Below are 16937 nucleotides of genomic sequence, written 5' to 3' on the forward strand. Positions count from 1 at the left end.
CCTTAAAAAGCTATGGCACCGAAACAAACGACCGACGCAATCCTAACGGCTCTACAACATTTAATTGAGGTTGTCGCTCAATTGCGATCGCCCGCTGGTGGTTGTCCCTGGGACTTAGAACAGACGCCCCAAACTTTGATTCCCTACGTGATCGAAGAAGCCTATGAAGTTGTCCATGCCCTCCGTCAAGATGACCAACAGGCGATCGCCGAAGAATTAGGGGATCTCTTACTGCAAGTCGTTTTACAAGCCCAAATTGCCCAGGAATACGGCCACTTCAGCCTCCAGGAAGTCGCCGAGGGCATTAGCGAAAAATTGATTCGCCGTCACCCCCATGTGTTCGGTGAAACCAGTGCCAGCACCGTCGCCGAAGTCCGTCAAAACTGGGAGACCATCAAGGCCGAAGAAAAAGGCGAATCCCCGCAAACTGTGCCCCAGCTCAGCCGTAAATTAGACCGCTATAACAGCACCCTCCCACCATTGATGGCGAGCCTAAAAATGTCCGAAAAAGCTGCCGCCGCCGGATTTGAATGGGAAAACATTGGGGAAGTGTGGGCAAAATTTGAGGAAGAACTCCAGGAATTTCGCGAGGCACTCCAAACTGAGAACAAGGCCCATCAACAGGCTGAACTCGGCGATCTACTATTCACCATTGTCAATTTAGCCCGGTGGTATGATCTTGATCCCAATGGGGCACTCCACGGCACCAACGACCGCATGGTGCAACGCATTTCTTTGATGGAAAAGTTTGCAGATAAGTCCCTGACAGATTATTCCCTCGCAGAACTAGAAACCCTTTGGCAACGGGCAAAACAACATCTCCACCAAAGCATTGATTCTTCCGACTAGTCTTCAGTAATTTCGTTACCTTAGGGCACTGTGAGGGTTGTTAAAGTGGCTTGACTGCTCGCTCTAAGCCACAACTTCAACAGGATTTATGTAATAATAAACGCCTCAACCTAGACAAAGAATATGCGATGATATGGTTAAGAAAGTCTATTTTTCCCTATCAGCAAACTAAAAGATAGTTTAGGAACAGAAAACACTATCACGTTCACCAGCAATCAACTCCATTACTTGCCTTAAATAACCATGGACGAAACACAATGGTGGAATAAGCCTTTAATCGGTGAGACCAGTTTTTCAGAAAAAATTGTGAGATTAATTCACAAGAAGTCAGTGCCGGAAAAAATTATTTTGGCGCACCGAAAGTATAATCGCGAAATTAGAGCAAAGGCCTGGCATGTGCAGCGAATCGAACTAAATAAGTTCGACAATGAAGACTTTTTGACCTATGCCAAAATGCGGGTCTTAATTGAGAAAGAACTCGGCGAGTTTAAGGGTTTAAAACGAATTATTCAGTTTTTAGAATTAGCTTTAACAGCGGCGGAAAGTTATTTACTGATTTCTGAAACAGAATTACAATTTCGCAGTCCGCTTCAAAAAAGTATTTATAAATTTATTTCCCAGGTGCTTGCAACCCAAGATCACCAAACAGTGATCGCTATTCTTCACAAAAAAGTATGGCCTCTGCTCGACCGCATTAAAACAGACAAAGGCCGGATTGTGCTCCAGGAATATTTAAAGGCGATTGATAATGTCGCCCAATATCCAGATGGACTGGAATTGCTGAGGCTTTTTAAGCAGGCAACCTACAGTTATACGGTGCTGCGGGCGATTTCTAGTATCTCAAAAACCCTAACAAAATCTGATACTTATGATGTGACGCAGCTCAGTTTACACATTCGTGATAATCAAGATGTTTTCAATCATTTGACTGAAATTCTCCAAATTCCAGCAGAACATGATAACCCCCGTTCCTATGCACGGATGCTGCAATTTATTGCGTTTAAATATCGTTATCAAAAAAATGACATCGAATTTCAAGAGTTATTGCAGCGGCTACGGGATTGGCAACTTCCTTATCTAAATATTGTTGATTTACGAAAAGAGTATTCCACTCAGGATTATAGTTTACCGCAGGCATTTAAGGAGCCAATTCCGGCCGTAGATATTTATGAAAAATACCAACAATATTTATAAGCAGTTTTATTCAGCCAAAACTAAGAATTTCTAGAATATTAGGATTTTTGTAAGGCTTGATGCAGTGACTGTAGTGATGTTTCACTGATGTAATTGTTACAAGGAAATACTTTAGGTCGCTGACTAAGACTGGGTTGGAGTCGGCTAATTTGTTGTTGCACGGTTTCCAAGCTAAGGCGATCGCATAAAATCATGTGACTGCGCCGGATTAGCGCCTGGAGACGAGGCAGATCCGTCGGTGTGCTAGTAATCAGGGTCAGCTCAGTCCCCCGGAGACTGTGGATAATGGTGCGGGCAGCATGGAGAATGCCAGGACTCAGGCTCACTAGACCGAGGCAGTGGTTGGGGGGAAGCGCTTTGATGTGGGCCAGTTCGGGGCCGTAATCATGGAGTGTGACCGGGATAATCTGGATATTCGGGGGGGCGATCGCCGCCACAGCTTGAACGAAATAGGGGGTAGTAACCAGGGTTGCCGCCGTGACCTGTTCTAAACGTTCGGCCAATGCTTCTAGGGGAACCAGTTGGATCGGGATGGCGATCGCCTGACTTATTTCTTGCAAAATCCATTGGCCAGCCCCCAATTCCCGCTGGGGAACAGTGATCATCACCTGGGCGGCACAGGCGAGACGCCAATCAATGGCCTTAGTAAACAGTTGTTGAATTTGGGGCAAACTATAGCCCGCCTCCAACAGTCGCTGAATTGCGTCATCAAAAATGGCCTGGGGTTGCGGCGACGGCTCTTGAGTGGTTTCGGATGGCGTCGTGGAGGACTGGCGTTGATCCTGAACATAAACCCCTGAGCCGGGAATTAACTTGACGAGGCCAAGGACTTCAAGCTCCCGGTAAATCTTGCTGATGGTATTGCGGTGGAGTCCGGTCATCATTTCCAATTGTCGCAAACTCGGCAGCCGTTGATCGCGCCTAAATTGATGGGAGGCGATCGCAAATTGCAATTGATCCAGGAGCTGTTGGGACGCAGGGATTTCGCTATCGGGCTGAATGTGGAAAGAAAACATGGGGGACTTCACACGTAGAGGATCTCCTCCATCAAACCGAAAAAATGCCTGGGCGATCGCCTAGATAGCTGAATATTGGCACAAAAAAATTCCCCAACAGTTGAGGAATAAAATAACCAATTTACCTGGCCGAGCCAAAATACCAAGGCCCTATCTAAAATTAGACATTTAGAAAAGGATGGGGTTCGCTGACATTTTCAACCCACTTGCGGGGTGGAGCCGCCCGACGAATATTGCGCCAAATCTGCGTTGCGGCCAAGGTGCCATCCGCCACCGCCACAGAGACTTGATTGAGGCCTTTCTTGAGATCCCCAAGGGCAAAAATTCGCTCATGGGTCGTTTGACACATATTGTTGGTCACGAGGTTTTCACCGTCCCACTCCAAACCATCGATCCCTTTTAAATAGTCGTTGTAGTAGGTCGAGCCCATATTCACCAAACCTGTCGTGGCTTCGACGATAGTGCCATCTTCGAGTTCAACACCGCTCATCTTGTGATTTTCGCCGTGGAATTTCACAATTTTTTGTTCGTAGAGGGGATAGCCGTGTTCAGCAAGCTTTTCTTTCATTTCATCGCTCACTTCCACGAGGCCATGGGTCAACACGGAGATGTAGGGGGTAAACCAATTTAAGACGAAAGCCGCGTTGATCTGTCCTTCGGTGCCCGCAATGACGACCGCCTTTTGATCCCACATATCGAAGCCATCGCAGATCATGCAGACATGGAGCGTATAGCCAGCATAATCATAGACATTTTGCATATCATCGGTTTCGGGGAGATTGTCGATGATGCCAGAGGCGGCGACTACATATTTACTGTGGAAAACAGGATAGCTACTATTTTTTCTGCCAACTTTGACTTTGACGGCGAAGGTTTCACCTTCATCAGTAACTTCTTCGACATAACCCCGCAGGTGATCCGCCCCCCAATCAATGGCCTGCTTGGTGCTCTGGAGGATAATATCTCGCCCAGGAGTTTCTGGGTCTAAGCCGACATAGTTGCGGAGATCTTGCATCCAGAAGGAGCGGCCCCTGCCTTTTTCGACGATGAGGCACTTCAGGCCATAGCGGGCGAGGTAAATTGCAGCGGATAAACCACCCATGCCGCCCCCCACAATAATGGCATCATAGACGGTATCTAAACGGGTTTCGAGGTTTTTACTAGAAAGCTTCATGGCAGGGTCCCCCAATGGTTTGGCGGTGGTACGAGAAATCAAAAAGGCAAAGAAGGCGATTGCCGCCCCCCTTGCCTTAGTCTAAAAAAATTATTTGGTGAGCGTCAGTGATAGAAACTTAGCCAACAAATTCTTTGCGGGGTTCAGAAACACCAGGAGCAGATTCGCCCTTGATGTAAGCCAGCATGGTATCTGCATCAGATACTTCAAAAGGATCGGTGGGGCAGTTATCAGAGAAGTCAGGCTCTACAAACATTTTCTTGATTTCGCCATCTTCGACGAGCATGGAGTAGCGCCAAGAACGCATCCCAAAACCGAGGTTAGACTTCTCAACGAGCATCCCCATTTTGCGGGTAAATTCACCGTTACCATCGGGAAGGAGGAAGACTTTGTCAGCACCGATCTCCTTACCCCACTTGAACATTACGAAAGCATCGTTTACAGACAGACAGATGATTTCATCAACGCCCTGGGCTTGGAATTCGCTATAAAGCTCTTCGTAACGGGGTAAGTGGTTGGAGGAACAAGTGGGCGTGAAAGCACCAGGCAGGGAGAAAAGAACAACTTTCTTGCCACCGAAAATGTCAGCGGTGGTTTTGTCTTCCCAACGGTAGGGGTTGGGGCCTTCTACGGATTCATCGCGGACGCGGGTTTTGAAGACAACGTCAGGTACTCTAGCCATGTGGACCTCTTGGATAGTGTGATAACAGAAAATTTTAGGAAAGGTCTCAACCTTTCTTAATAAGCCAGAATAATTCTTATTTAGGAATAAGTCAAGATTCTTTTAGGGGTAAAAGGGAAAGGCGAAGGGAATCAGAACACAGGACACGGCCCAAAACAGGAGGTTCAAGGGAATCCCGACCCGGAAATAATCGGTGAATTTATAGCCCCCTGGCCCGTAGACCATCAAATTAGTTTGGTAGCCGATGGGAGTCGAAAAACTCGCCGAAGCGCCGATCATGATCGCAATCACAAAAGGCATCACATCCACACCGAGGGTATTGGCTAAAGATACTGAAATGGGGAACATTAACGCTGCTGCGGCATTGTTGGTAATTAATTCTGTGAGGAGGGTCGTAATGCCGTAGACGACAACCAGGGTGGGCCAAGGGTTGTCTCCGGCCAGTTGCAGGAGATTGGCGGCGATCGCCCCGGCAGCCCCGGTCGTTTCTAAGGCTTTCCCCAAACCAAAGGCGGCCCCGATCACGAGCAACACAGACCATTCAATACTTTTGAGGGAACGACTGGGGGAACAGCAACCGAAAACAATCATGGCGATCGCCGCTAGGGTTGCCGCCTTTAACATCGAGAGCCAACCGAACACCACACAAACCACCATCACGAGCAGGATTCCCAGGGCGAGGGGAGCACGGTCATGGCGCATCGGTTCCGAGTCAGGAATTTCACTGACTAAATAAAAGTCCCGGGAACCCCGTTGCTGCTCCAAAAAAGTGGGGTGGGTTTCGAGTAATAAGGTATCCCCTGCCAACAGGCGCATTTCCCCGATTTTTCCCTTGAGGCGCTCCCCGTTGCGGGCCACGGCTAAAACGACGGCATTATAGCGACTGCGAAACTTTCCTTCCCGGATCGTTTGTCGGATTAGAGGACAGGTATTGGAAACAACCGCCTCAATTAGGCAACGTTCAGAGCGGGGAGTATCTAATTTAAAAACTTGATCCGTGGCTGGCTGTAACCCCCGGAGTCGATTGAGGTCGAGGATCGAATCCACTGCCCCGACAAAAACTAACTGATCCTTTTCCTGCAAAACTTCGCGCGGGCTGACCGCTGGCAACACCAAGGAATCCCGCACCACTTCAATCAGGTACAGGTTTGGCAAATTTCGTAGCCCAGCTTCTTCAATACTTTTGCCAATGAGGGGACTGTTTTCGTGGACAACCATTTCCACGGTGTATTGCCGCAGATCGTCTTGGTCACTAATGGCCGGTTTGCGCTCTGGTAGTAGCCAACTGTGACTCAGCATTAGAAAGGTCACACCGGCGATCGCACAGGGTAATCCCACCAAGGCAATATCAAAGAGGCCGAGACCGGCATGGTCTGTTTCGGCAATCAAGAGGCCATTGACCACCAGGTTTGTACTGGTACCAATTAAAGTACAGACGCCCCCAAAGGAAGCGGAATAACTCAGGGGCAACATCAATTTTGAGGGGCTAATGCGCAGTTTGCGGCACCACTCGTTCACTACCGGGATAAACATCGCCACTACGGGAGTGTTGTTTAGAAAAGCACTCAGGCCCATCACCGGCACCATCAACCGCATCAAGGCCGCAGACTCTCCTTTCGGCAGTCCTAAAACCCGCTGGGAAATCCAACTGAGGGAGCCGGTTTGTTGCAAGCCAGTCACCACGAGATAAAGCACCGCAATGGTCGCCAAACCTTCGTTACTAAACCCGGCGAGGGTAGTACTCGTATCAAGCACCCCCGTCAGCAGCAAGGCTCCCAAGGCACCAAGGAAAATCACCTCGGCAGGGAGAGGCGTCAGGGCATTTAAAAGAAAGGCCACCAGGGTCAGACCGAGGGTCAACCAACCTTGCCAACCCAAACCGAAGAAAGCCGCCTCCCCCAAAGAAGGCAACTGCGCAAACATTGCCATCGAAAATCCTCCAGCACATAGAACGCCTAGCATGGGCGCCGTTGAAAAGAATTTAGTCGCTTTTATGACATTAAAGGGCAGAATCGCGTTCCAAGTTCGGGGCGATCGCCAGGACTGAAAAAAAGATTTAGAAATCTGAAACAAAGGCATAGAGAAGGGTTGACAGCTTAGAACGGATTGCCATGCACCCTTGGCAGGGTCAATTTTTTTCAACTCTCATCATGGCACAGCAGAGAATGATTCAAGATTGAATTTGAAATGAATTGCAATTCAAACAGGACTAGATTATGATTGGCTATCAATTCAAAAGAAATTGAATCAAAAATGAGAAAGCCCAATTTGTCCCTAAAAACTTTGGCGATCGCCACCCTATTAAGCAGTAGTCTTTTCGCTTGCGGTAGCCCAAACCAAAGCACCACCTCCCAGCCCGAAACCACAGCAGCCCAGACTCAATCCCAAGAGCCAGTTACCATCACCCTAGTTACCTATGCCGTCACCCGCAGCGCCTACGAAAAAATCATTCCGCTCTTCGTTGAGCAGTGGAAAACAGAAACCGGACAAACCGTAACCATCGAGCAAAGCTATGGCGGATCTGGTTCCCAAACCCGTGCCGTCATCGATGGCTTGGAAGCAGATATTGTCGCCCTCGCCCTGGGGTCTGATATCAACCAAATTGAAGAGGCTGGTCTAATTGACCCCGGCTGGGAAACAGAAGCCCCCCGTGACAGTGTGGTTACTTCCTCTGTGATTGCGATCGTGCCCCGTGACCCTAATTTGAAAATTACACAGTGGACTGATCTTGCGGAAAACGACTTAGAAATTATTACGGCCAATCCCAAAACATCCGGTGGTGCCCGCTGGAATTTCCTTGGTCTTTGGGGTGCCATCACTCAAACGGGTGGTACTGAAGCCGAAGCACGGGAATTTGTCACCAAAATCTATAAAAATGCGCCAATTCTGCCAAAAAATGCACGGGAATCTACCGATGTCTTCTACCAACAGGGACAGGGAGATATTCTGTTGAACTACGAAAATGAAGTTTATCTCGCCAACTTACAAGGGGAAAAGCAACCTTACACCGTCCTGACAGATTTCAATATCGCGATCGATAATCCCGTGACCGTTGTGGATAAAACCGTCGATGAACGCAATACGCGGGACGTGTCAGAGGCTTTTGTTGAGTTCCTCTTCACCCCTGAAGCTCAAGCTATTTTTGCAGAAGTTGGTTTCCGACCGACAGATCCTGATGTTGCGGCTCAAGTCGCGGATCAATATCCAGCGATTGAAAACCTAGCAACCATTGAAGACTTTGGTGGCTGGCGCGAAGCACAACCTAAATTCTTTGGTGATGGTGGCATCTTTGATCAAATTTTTCAACAGTAATTAATTGAACATCAAGCTGAATTCTTGAATAGGAGAGGTACAGCAATTATGTCTCATAAATCAGCAGAAAAAAATCCAGGCGATCGCCACACCCAAGTTAATATTCTGGTACAAATCCCGAAGCAGTATCAACAGGATCCAATCATCACCCAGTTAGCTGTTAAATATAATGTTCAAGTCAATATTTTGGCAGCAACTTTAGGCCGAGATAATACTGTTAGTGGTTGGTTTGATTTACAGATTTCTGGTCTTAATCAGGCAGTAAAAGACGCACTCCTCTACCTAGAGGATCATAATGTTGGGGTTTACCATAAAGAGTCTCCGAAAACTGACGGGTGGTGAAATAAATATCTTTAATTTTTCAGTAATCTACCAGTCATTTCTGTTATGTAAACGATGAAAATTCTATCTTTAGCACTGCCGCGTAAATTATTTTCGGCAAGGTCAATCCAATTTCCAAAAAATACAATCCCTTGGTCAGTAACAATTACTTACCTAGCGTTGATTTTGATTTTGCCAACCTTCGCTTTGATCCAAAAATCCCTGAGCTTAAGCGCCTCAGAATACCTAGAAATTGCTTTATCTCCGGTGGCTTTGTCTGCCTATGGTGTGACTTTTATTACGGCGATCGCCGCTGGGGCAATTAATGGCATATTAGGCACGATCATCGCTTGGGTCTTAGTCCGCTATGAATTCCCCCTCAAACGAATTGTTGACGCAGCCATTGATATTCCTTTTGCTGTACCGACAGCCGTTGCAGGTCTCGTTTTAGCGACACTCTATAACGATCAAGGTTGGATTGGACAACTTTTTGCTCCCTTAGGGATCAAGATTGCCTACACCCGAATCGGCGTTTTTATCGCGATGTTATTTATTTCTCTTCCCTTTGTGGTGCGCACTCTCCAGCCAGTATTACGCGAACTCGAAGAAGAAACAGAACACGCCGCTTGGTCTTTAGGAGCGACAGAAAGCCAGACTTTTTGGCGCGTTATTTTTCCACCCCTAATCCCACCAATCTTAACGGGCGTTGCCCTCGGATTTTCACGGGCTGTCGGTGAATATGGCTCCGTTGTGCTTGTTTCATCGGGGATTCCTTTCAAAGATTTAATTGCCCCAGTGTTAATTTTCCAACGCCTAGAAGCTTTTGATTACGAAGGGGCGACGGTGATTGGTTCAGTGCTGTTAATTGTTTCTTTGCTGCTTCTATTCATTATCAATTTTCTACAGCAATGGGGAAGGCGCTATGCAAACTAAACTTAAATCCTTTGAATTTAAACTTTCTCCCCAATGGCTAATTGGGATTACACTTACTTATCTCGCTTTAATTCTTTTAATTCCCATTCTTGCCATTTTTTATGAAGCCTTTCACCAAGGAGTTTCAGTTTTCTTTGAATCACTCCAGGCCCGCGCTTTTATTCAAGCAGTTAAATTAACGGTGATCATTGCTTTAATTAGCGTGCCATTGAATACAATATTTGGTCTTTGTGCCGCTTGGGTATTGGCAAGAAAACAATTTTGGGGGCGAACTCTATGTCTCAGTGTGATCGATCTTCCTTTTTCAATTTCCCCCGTTGTTGCTGGCTTGATGATTGTTTTACTTTATGGGCAAAATGGTTGGCTAGGTTCTCTTTTTGAACAGGCAAATATCAAGATCCTTTTTGCTTTACCAGGCATGGTGATTGCCACACTTTTTGTAACGTTGCCATTTGTCGCCAGAGAAGTTATTCCTGTTTTAGAAGAAATGGGATCAGATCAAGAAGAATCAGCTCGTACTCTTGGTGCTAGTGATTGGCAAATTTTTTGGCGGGTGATACTACCAAATATTCGTTGGGGATTACTCTACGGCGTTTTGCTGACAAATGCCCGGGCGATGGGAGAATTTGGGGCTGTTTCTGTCGTTTCCGGGAGTATCCTCGGCAAAACATCAACATTACCAATTTTTGTAGAACAGGAACATAATAATTATGCGACAGAATCAGCTTTTGCGGCGGCGGTTGTTTTAGCTTTACTTGCCTGTGTGACGCTGGTGCTGAAAGAGATCTTAGAACGGAATACCCACTCCGCTTAATGGCAATTTAGGCCATGATTTATTTCGCTTAACTTGATAAAAATTCCCCTTATTACTGTAGAAAAAAATGAGTATTTTTGTTGATTCGGTTTATAAAAACTTTGGTACGTTTCAGGCTTTAGAAAATATCAATTTAGAAGTCAAAGAAGGGACATTAGTCGCCTTATTAGGGCCATCTGGTTCTGGAAAATCAACCCTCCTCCGGGCGATCGCCGGACTAGAAACCCCTGATCACGGGCAAGTGATTATCAACGGTCAAGATGCCACCCATGTAGATATTCGGCGGCGGAATATTGGCTTTGTATTTCAGCACTATGCCCTGTTTAAACACCTAACCATCCGCCAAAATGTTGCCTTTGGGCTTGAGATCCGCAAAAAACCCAAGCATCTGATCCGCCAGCGGGTCGAAGAACTGTTAGATCTGGTTCAACTGCAAGGTTTAGGCGATCGCTACCCTTCCCAATTATCCGGCGGTCAACGTCAACGGGTCGCCTTAGCCCGTGCCCTAGCGGTACAGCCCCAGGTTTTACTGCTTGATGAACCCTTCGGTGCCCTAGACGCAAAAGTCAGAAAAGAACTCCGAGCTTGGCTGCGTCGTCTCCATGAAGAAGTTCATGTCACAAGTATTTTTGTCACCCATGATCAAGAAGAAGCGATGGAAGTTGCCGATGAAATTGTTGTGATGAACCACGGGCGCATTGAACAGGTCGGCAGTCCTGCGGAAATTTATGACCACCCTGCGACTCCGTTTGTGATGAACTTCATCGGGGAAGTGAATGTTTTACCCAGTCATCACTCCTTGATTCGTAATCACCCGGACACAACCCCCCATCACGCGACCCATGCTGTATTTGTTCGCCCCCATGATCTAGATTTACAAATCGATGGTGATCCGACTGCTTTGCCCGGTACAGTCAAGCGAATCATTTATCGAGGTTCCGATGTTCAAGTAGAGGTACTAACGGCAGATCAAGAAATTATCATGGCCCACCTTAGTCGAGAAAAACTTGCCCAATTACAAGTTGAAGTTGGCCAAACCGTTTATCTCAGGCCAAAACAGGCAAAGGTCTTTGCGGTCAATGCAGAGTCCCAACCCGTGCTGAGGCAATCTTAATGTCCCGGTTTGAGGAAACTTGGGCCATGGCAAAACCTCACCCAGGGGCGATTGATGACTCGGTTACATCGAGCTTTTCGACTAGAATCAGAAGGAAACGCCTGTAGCTTCTGAATCTAATACGTTTGTAATTTCCATGGCAAAATCTGTCCAAGCTCCCAAAGTGCCAGAAATCATCACTGAGTTAACCGAAAACAATTTTTTCTTTCGGGGAATGGATCCAGATGCACTGCAAAATTGGCTTGATCCAGCGGAACTGATCACCGAGAAACTCTATTCCAGTCGGCCGATCTATACAGCTTTTCGCCCGAACCACAATTTGGAATTTCTCTACGTGTTACTGGCGGGGGGGCCAGTGATTGTGCGGAGTACGCCCCTCGACCGCATCTTAGCGATCACCTACATGGGCAGTTGTTTTGGGATGCGCAATCTTCCCGTTGGGTTTGGACAGGTGAGTCGGAGTTTTCCCAGTTTGGTGGAAGCCTACAAAACTACCGATGTGCTGAAAATTCCAGTAGCAACGGTACAACGGATCTATGACCAGAGTGCTGATTTTCGCGATCGCTATAATCTGAGTTTCGAGTTACGGGAAAAATTCCAGTACCATCTGCTGAACTGTAGTACCTACCCGCCCCAGGCCGTCGCTTCCCTGCTGCGGGCTTTGATTTACCAAGAGCGATCGCTGGCCAATCAACCCCAGAGTGATGGCGTTTTTAGCTTTGATCTCCCCGTAGATATCATTGCCCATGCCTGCCAGTTAAATCACCGCACTGTGGAACAGGTGTTGAAGGGGATGACGAAGGTGGAACTGATTAAGACAGAAAAATCCGCTGAGGGACAAGGGGATCTGATCCATGTGTTGAATCCAGAAGGCCTCAAGGAAGTCTATAGTGCGACCCGGGATAAAGTGGCTTGGTGGCCATTGCGCTAGGCGAGGGAGTCAACCATTGGGGCGATCGCCTAATCACCATTGAAAATCATCTATTTAGCCACCTAAAAATGAAAGGAATCTTACGATTTGCGGCGGCAAGCTACCCCCCCATTGTCGAGATTTGTTAAACTGCTGTAAACACAAATGTGCTGGAAAGTTAAGGGCAAAATTCCGTATATTGTCCCCCGCCAAATTGGTCAACTTTCCCACCATGCCAATGAGGAAGCGCACCCATGAACATGGAGACATTAGAATTCATCATTTATCCTGATGGCCGTGTCCAAGAAAAGGTCACAGGCATTGTCGGGTCTTCATGCCAAGAAGTGACCGCTGCGATCGAAGAGCAACTGGGCGTTGTTCTCTCCCAAGAACAAACCTCGGAATATTTTGCCCAACCGGTAAGCCAAACTGCAATGACGACGAACCCCGTCCAAAGCAATTGGTGATTTTTTTTGCAAACCTCTATAAATAGCCCCGTTAAATCCTATGTCTCATTTCAGCAATATCAAAACCAAAATCCGTAATTTGACTTCCCTCAAGTCTGCCCTCAAGGACATGGACATTGAGTGGAAAGAAGGCCCCAGTGCTGTGCGGGGTTATAAAGGCGATCGCCGCACCGCTGAAGTTGTCATCCAACAGAACAATGACTACGACATCGGCTTTAGCTGGAATGGCCATGAATATGAACTCGTCGCGGATTTGCAATATTGGCAGCAACCTCTAACCGTTGATGGCTTCCTCCAACGTCTCACCCAGGGCTATGCTTACCACACCATCCTCAACGAAACCAACAAACAAGGCTTCCAAGTCAGTGAACAGCAGAAAAACGAAGATGGCTCGATTCGCCTCGTCGTCCAGCGCTGGAGCTAATGTATGACTTTTGAAAATTCCCCCCAGCGGTCTGGTTTTGAGCCGGAGTTGGGGGGCTTTTTAAGAAATGACACGGAACGGTCTGGGTTTGAACCGGAACTAGGCGGCCTGCTGCGCCAAAAAGGGGTGTATGTGGATGAAACCACCTGCATCGGCTGCAAACATTGCGCCCACACGGCCCCCAACACCTTTTATATCGAAGAAGAACATGGTCGTGCCCGGGCCTATCGCCAGGATGGAGATGCGGAGGAAATTGTCCAAGAGGCGATTGATACTTGTCCGGTAGACTGCATCCATTGGCTAGATTACACGGAACTAAAGGCCAAAGAAGCAGCCAGGAAAAACCAGGTGATTCGGCCCCTCGGTTTTCCCCAGGATGGGGCGGGTCAGGCGATCGCCCGCAAACCTAAACCCTCCCGGAAACCCTAAGCATTTTAAATTTTGCTTGGCTTATGGGTCTTCTGTAGCGGTGACAGCTTGATATTTGGCTTGGCAATAATCATCAAGGGCCTGGCCAATGGTTTGTTCTTCGGTGCCTGCGGTCTGGCTCAGGGACTGGGCAGTTTGGGCCGCTTCTAGGTCTTTGTCCTGGCGCGCTTTTACCATGGCATAGGTGGCTTCGGCCTGACGTTGGTAAATATCGCTAATTTGCGTTTGGTAGGTTTTAACCTGGCTATCCCGGAGACGCAGTTGGGCGATCGCCTCGGCCCCCATTTTCAGGGCATCGGCCGCCTGGAGCCAACGCTCAAAATTAAAAGTTTGCGGAGCTTCTGTCGTTGGTTCGTTCTGGACAAGGGTCTGGGCTTCCGTGACGGTGCTTTGGATTTGCGCCAAAAGTTTTTGACAGTCGTAGAGGGCCGGGTCAATCCTTTGGCAAGCGCCAAGGCTCAAAAGACTGGTGCAACCGATGAGAGAAATCAGACGAAAGGGCGAGAACAATGACATTACAGACGAACACTTAATATCGGCAGTGTAGCGAATTTTTTAGAACATTAGACAATCAGAATCAATCCGGAGATATTTTTTCAGGAATAAACGAAAGATGGCGTTAACAAGAATTTTAGAACCGGAAGTGATGGACGATCCCGCCGAGGCGATCGCCTACGATGCGATGGATTTTCGAGCGGTGAATCAAGATTTTGCGGATCTCGTGGTTACAACTTACCCCCAAGAAACCGCTTTCGTTTTAGATTTGGGCACAGGGACAGCACAAATTCCGATTTTGTTAGGGCAACAGCGCCCCCAATGGCAGATTAAAGTCACTGATTTAGCGCAGTCGATGCTCGCCCTGGGACAAAAAAACGTTGTGGCCGCAGGTTTAACAGCACAAATCGAGTTGGTTTATGCCGATGCGAAACATTTGCCCTGGCCCGGCCAAAGCTTTGATGTGATTATTTCCAATAGCCTGATTCACCATTTACCTGATCCGTTGCCCTGTTTTCAGGAAATGGGCCGTCTCCTCAAACCCCAGGGAAAAATTATCGTGCGGGATTTGTTTCGTCCCGATAGCACCGCCGCCATTGACCAGATCGTTGCTGCTGCTGAGGGGCCGGGTTTTGATGCGCGTCAACGGCAATTATTCTGGGATTCGCTCCATGCGGCGTTTACGGTGCCTGAAATTGAGGCGATCGCCACCGAAGCGGGCTTAAGCAAGGCCCAAGTTTATCAATCTTCAGAACGCCATTGGACGCTGATTTTCCCCCAGCCTTAACGCCATGCAACAAGAAATAAATTTTTTAGCCTCAGTTCTGAGTCATGCGTATTCGAGAGAAAAACTGTGATTATTGCCAAACCATTGCGGCAGTTCGTTACCGGATTCAATATGATGCGAGTGAGCAGTGGGTGTTAGTTTGCCCTGATTGTCGGCGCGAGTTAGCAACCAATAATCCTAACTATCGCTACGGCGGCACCTGGAAGGCGAAGAAACGTAAATAAACCTTTTCGCGGTCGGGAATTTTCGATCCTCCCAGCACAATGGGATAATGAATGCCGTGCGTTTCTAGGCAGCCCATGAAATCTCGTTCCTTTTTTGTGTATCTCGGTCTTCTGGTGGTGCTTCTGCTCTCGGTGGGGCTAGGCAGTTGGTTCGCTATTTTTAAACAGAGTCCCTTACCTTGGTTGCAAGGTGGGGTGGCGCGCAATCCGGCAGCAGCCTTGTTTGTTCCCCGGCAAGCGCCATTGATGCTTTCGCTAGTGGTGAATCCAGAGAAATTAGCCGCTCTGGGCCTCGTGCAAACCCCTTGGGGTAAACGGCGGGCGACGCTCACGGAATTACAACAGGTGAAAACAAGTTTACTCAGTGCGACGGGACTGGATTACAGCAAGCAGATTGAACCGTGGCTGGGGGACGAGTTGAGCTTGGCGGTGACTACCTTAGATGTGGATCGCGATCCGAGTAATGGGGTGCAACCGGGCTATTTATTGGTGGTAGAAGCACGGGATCAGGCCTTAGCTAAGGAATTTCTACAGCTTTCTTATACGGAACAGGCGATCGCCCCAGAAGCGGGTTTGACGTTTGATCAATATAAGGGAGTAAATTTAGTCATTCCCCAGGCGGGTAGCCATCGGTTTGCTAGTGCGATTGTGGGTAATTATGTACTGTTTGCCAACGAAGCAAAGGTGCTACGCAGTGCGATTAATACGGTGCAGGTGCCAGATTTGAATTTGAGCCATGACCCGCAATATACAGAAGCCCTAGAAACCATTGACCGGAAACATATCGGCGTGATGGTAGCGAATTTACCCGCCCTCAGCGCTTGGATTGCCAACGATCCGACCCCAGAAGAACCGACCCTCGAACAACGTTTGGCGATCGCCATCGGTCTTCATCCAGAGGGGTTAGTGGCGGAAACGGCTTTGATTGGGGACACTGAACCTAGCCTGATGCCAGGGGCGACCACGGCACCGACCCATGTCCTCAACTACATTCCCCAGGAGGCGATGTTTGCCGTAGCTGGGCGAGATTTAAAGGCCCTCTGGGGTGAAGCGACCACGGGGTTAAATCCGAAAAGTCCCTTATCCCAGATCTTGCAACAGGCAGTCGCCGCAATCCAAGATCCCCTGGGCATTGACCTCCCCGAAGATATTTTTGCGTGGATTTCTGGGGAATATGCCCTGGCCCTCGTCCCCGATGCCGAACGCAATGATGTGGAATGGCTCTTTGTGGCGGAACGACAACCGGAGGTCAACCTCGATCCCGTCATTGAACATTTTGATAGCTTGGCCCAGGAAAAAGGCTTAAGTGTGGGGCGTTTACCCTTGGGAGATCGCCGCGTCACCGCCTGGACAGCCATCGATACCCAAGACCAAGATGAGCTGGTACAACTCAATGCCGATGTCCGGGGGGCGCACCTCAGCGTTGACGAGTACGAACTCTTTGCCACTTCTGTGAAAACCCTCAGCCGGGCGATCCAAGCTAATACCGGGCGATCGCTCCTGAAAAACAAAGATTTCCAGACCAGCATTGCCCAACTGCCTCCCGAAAACAGCGGCTATCTTTTTGCCGATTGGCGTCAAGGTTCCCAACTGTTCAAAACCCAAGTGCCGATCCTGCGGGTGGTCGATTATGTGGCCAAACCCTTCTTTAACCATCTCCGCGCCTTTACCCTCACCAGTGCCGGCAGTACCCAAGATATTCGGCGATCAACCCTATTTTTCAACCTCTCCCCCAATCGTTTACAAAATTGAGACGGCCCCCGATTTGTGAAAGTCCCGATTACTATGGAAC

At 48.2% G+C, this 16937-nt stretch carries 20 protein-coding genes; 15 read left to right on the forward strand and 5 right to left on the reverse strand.

Annotated elements, in window-relative coordinates; genetic code table 11:
* The first annotated feature begins 12 nt into the window (after positions 1-12).
* Entirely contained in the window at positions 13-849 is an 837-nt protein-coding gene (gene mazG / locus AWQ24_RS04060; protein WP_030006008.1) for a nucleoside triphosphate pyrophosphohydrolase, read from the forward strand.
* Between the two features lie 243 nt (positions 850-1092).
* On the forward strand, positions 1093-2043 hold the full coding sequence (locus AWQ24_RS04065; RefSeq protein ID WP_065716078.1) for a hypothetical protein: 951 nt from the start codon (positions 1093-1095) through the stop codon (positions 2041-2043).
* 38 nt (positions 2044-2081) lie between these two features.
* On the opposite strand, the gene AWQ24_RS04070 is transcribed toward AWQ24_RS04065, so the two are convergent.
* The 4 genes from AWQ24_RS04070 to AWQ24_RS04085 form a co-directional block, all read right to left on the reverse strand.
* Entirely contained in the window at positions 2082-3059 is a 978-nt protein-coding gene (locus AWQ24_RS04070; protein ID WP_065716079.1) for a GntR family transcriptional regulator, read from the reverse strand.
* A gap of 160 nt (positions 3060-3219) precedes the next feature.
* Positions 3220-4233 (reverse strand): NAD(P)/FAD-dependent oxidoreductase, encoded by a 1014-nt coding sequence (locus AWQ24_RS04075; RefSeq protein WP_041443374.1) that lies wholly within the window; start codon positions 4231-4233, stop codon positions 3220-3222.
* Positions 4234-4351: 118 nt separating this feature from the next.
* Entirely contained in the window at positions 4352-4915 is a 564-nt protein-coding gene (locus AWQ24_RS04080) for a peroxiredoxin (protein ID WP_012306421.1), read from the reverse strand.
* A gap of 102 nt (positions 4916-5017) precedes the next feature.
* On the reverse strand, positions 5018-6844 hold the full coding sequence (locus AWQ24_RS04085; RefSeq protein WP_012306422.1) for an SLC13 family permease: 1827 nt from the start codon (positions 6842-6844) through the stop codon (positions 5018-5020).
* A gap of 324 nt (positions 6845-7168) precedes the next feature.
* Between AWQ24_RS04085 and AWQ24_RS04090 the strand changes: the two genes are divergently transcribed.
* The 10 genes from AWQ24_RS04090 to AWQ24_RS04130 all read left to right on the forward strand — a co-directional run bounded on the left by AWQ24_RS04090 (position 7169) and on the right by AWQ24_RS04130 (position 13639).
* On the forward strand, positions 7169-8227 hold the full coding sequence (locus tag AWQ24_RS04090; protein ID WP_065716080.1) for a sulfate ABC transporter substrate-binding protein: 1059 nt from the start codon (positions 7169-7171) through the stop codon (positions 8225-8227).
* Positions 8228-8275: 48 nt separating this feature from the next.
* Positions 8276-8569, forward strand: coding sequence for an NIL domain-containing protein (locus AWQ24_RS04095; RefSeq protein WP_083993488.1), 294 nt, complete (start codon positions 8276-8278; stop codon positions 8567-8569).
* Between the two features lie 54 nt (positions 8570-8623).
* Entirely contained in the window at positions 8624-9481 is an 858-nt protein-coding gene (gene cysT / locus AWQ24_RS04100; protein ID WP_065716081.1) for a sulfate ABC transporter permease subunit CysT, read from the forward strand.
* Positions 9471-10295, forward strand: coding sequence for a sulfate ABC transporter permease subunit CysW (gene cysW / locus AWQ24_RS04105; RefSeq protein WP_065716082.1), 825 nt, complete (start codon positions 9471-9473; stop codon positions 10293-10295). Before cysT ends, cysW begins: the two co-directional genes overlap by 11 nt.
* A gap of 67 nt (positions 10296-10362) precedes the next feature.
* The gene (locus AWQ24_RS04110) at positions 10363-11409 is read left to right on the forward strand and encodes a sulfate/molybdate ABC transporter ATP-binding protein (protein WP_065716083.1); all 1047 of its coding nucleotides are present in this window, start codon (positions 10363-10365) and stop codon (positions 11407-11409) included.
* Between the two features lie 136 nt (positions 11410-11545).
* Positions 11546-12340: a Crp/Fnr family transcriptional regulator gene (locus tag AWQ24_RS04115; RefSeq protein WP_065716084.1), complete on the forward strand. Its 795-nt coding sequence runs from the start codon at positions 11546-11548 to the stop codon at positions 12338-12340.
* On the forward strand, positions 12325-12468 hold the full coding sequence (locus AWQ24_RS16200; protein ID WP_157096827.1) for a hypothetical protein: 144 nt from the start codon (positions 12325-12327) through the stop codon (positions 12466-12468). The genes AWQ24_RS04115 and AWQ24_RS16200 overlap by 16 nt, the downstream gene beginning before the upstream one ends.
* A gap of 105 nt (positions 12469-12573) precedes the next feature.
* The gene (locus AWQ24_RS04120; RefSeq protein ID WP_065716085.1) at positions 12574-12786 is read left to right on the forward strand and encodes a DUF2997 domain-containing protein; all 213 of its coding nucleotides are present in this window, start codon (positions 12574-12576) and stop codon (positions 12784-12786) included.
* A 40-nt stretch (positions 12787-12826) separates the two neighbouring features.
* The gene (locus AWQ24_RS04125) at positions 12827-13210 is read left to right on the forward strand and encodes a DUF1257 domain-containing protein (RefSeq protein ID WP_012306430.1); all 384 of its coding nucleotides are present in this window, start codon (positions 12827-12829) and stop codon (positions 13208-13210) included.
* Positions 13211-13213: 3 nt separating this feature from the next.
* Positions 13214-13639, forward strand: a complete 426-nt coding sequence (locus AWQ24_RS04130; RefSeq protein WP_012306431.1) for a ferredoxin — start codon at positions 13214-13216, stop codon at positions 13637-13639.
* A gap of 21 nt (positions 13640-13660) precedes the next feature.
* On the opposite strand, the gene AWQ24_RS04135 is transcribed toward AWQ24_RS04130, so the two are convergent.
* Complete coding sequence (locus tag AWQ24_RS04135; protein WP_065716086.1) at positions 13661-14155, reverse strand: hypothetical protein; 495 nt, start codon at positions 14153-14155, stop codon at positions 13661-13663.
* A gap of 97 nt (positions 14156-14252) precedes the next feature.
* Between AWQ24_RS04135 and AWQ24_RS04140 the strand changes: the two genes are divergently transcribed.
* The 3 genes from AWQ24_RS04140 to AWQ24_RS04150 all read left to right on the forward strand — a co-directional run bounded on the left by AWQ24_RS04140 (position 14253) and on the right by AWQ24_RS04150 (position 16897).
* The gene (locus tag AWQ24_RS04140; protein WP_065716087.1) at positions 14253-14921 is read left to right on the forward strand and encodes a class I SAM-dependent methyltransferase; all 669 of its coding nucleotides are present in this window, start codon (positions 14253-14255) and stop codon (positions 14919-14921) included.
* Between the two features lie 44 nt (positions 14922-14965).
* A complete protein-coding gene (locus tag AWQ24_RS04145) occupies positions 14966-15145 on the forward strand; it encodes a hypothetical protein (RefSeq protein WP_065716088.1) in 180 nt (59 codons plus the stop codon).
* 75 nt (positions 15146-15220) lie between these two features.
* The gene (locus AWQ24_RS04150) at positions 15221-16897 is read left to right on the forward strand and encodes a DUF3352 domain-containing protein (protein ID WP_065716089.1); all 1677 of its coding nucleotides are present in this window, start codon (positions 15221-15223) and stop codon (positions 16895-16897) included.
* Positions 16898-16937 lie beyond the last annotated feature (40 nt).

This window comes from Picosynechococcus sp. PCC 8807, from assembly GCF_001693295.1.
Taxonomy (GTDB): Bacteria; Cyanobacteriota; Cyanobacteriia; order Cyanobacteriales; family MRBY01; genus MRBY01.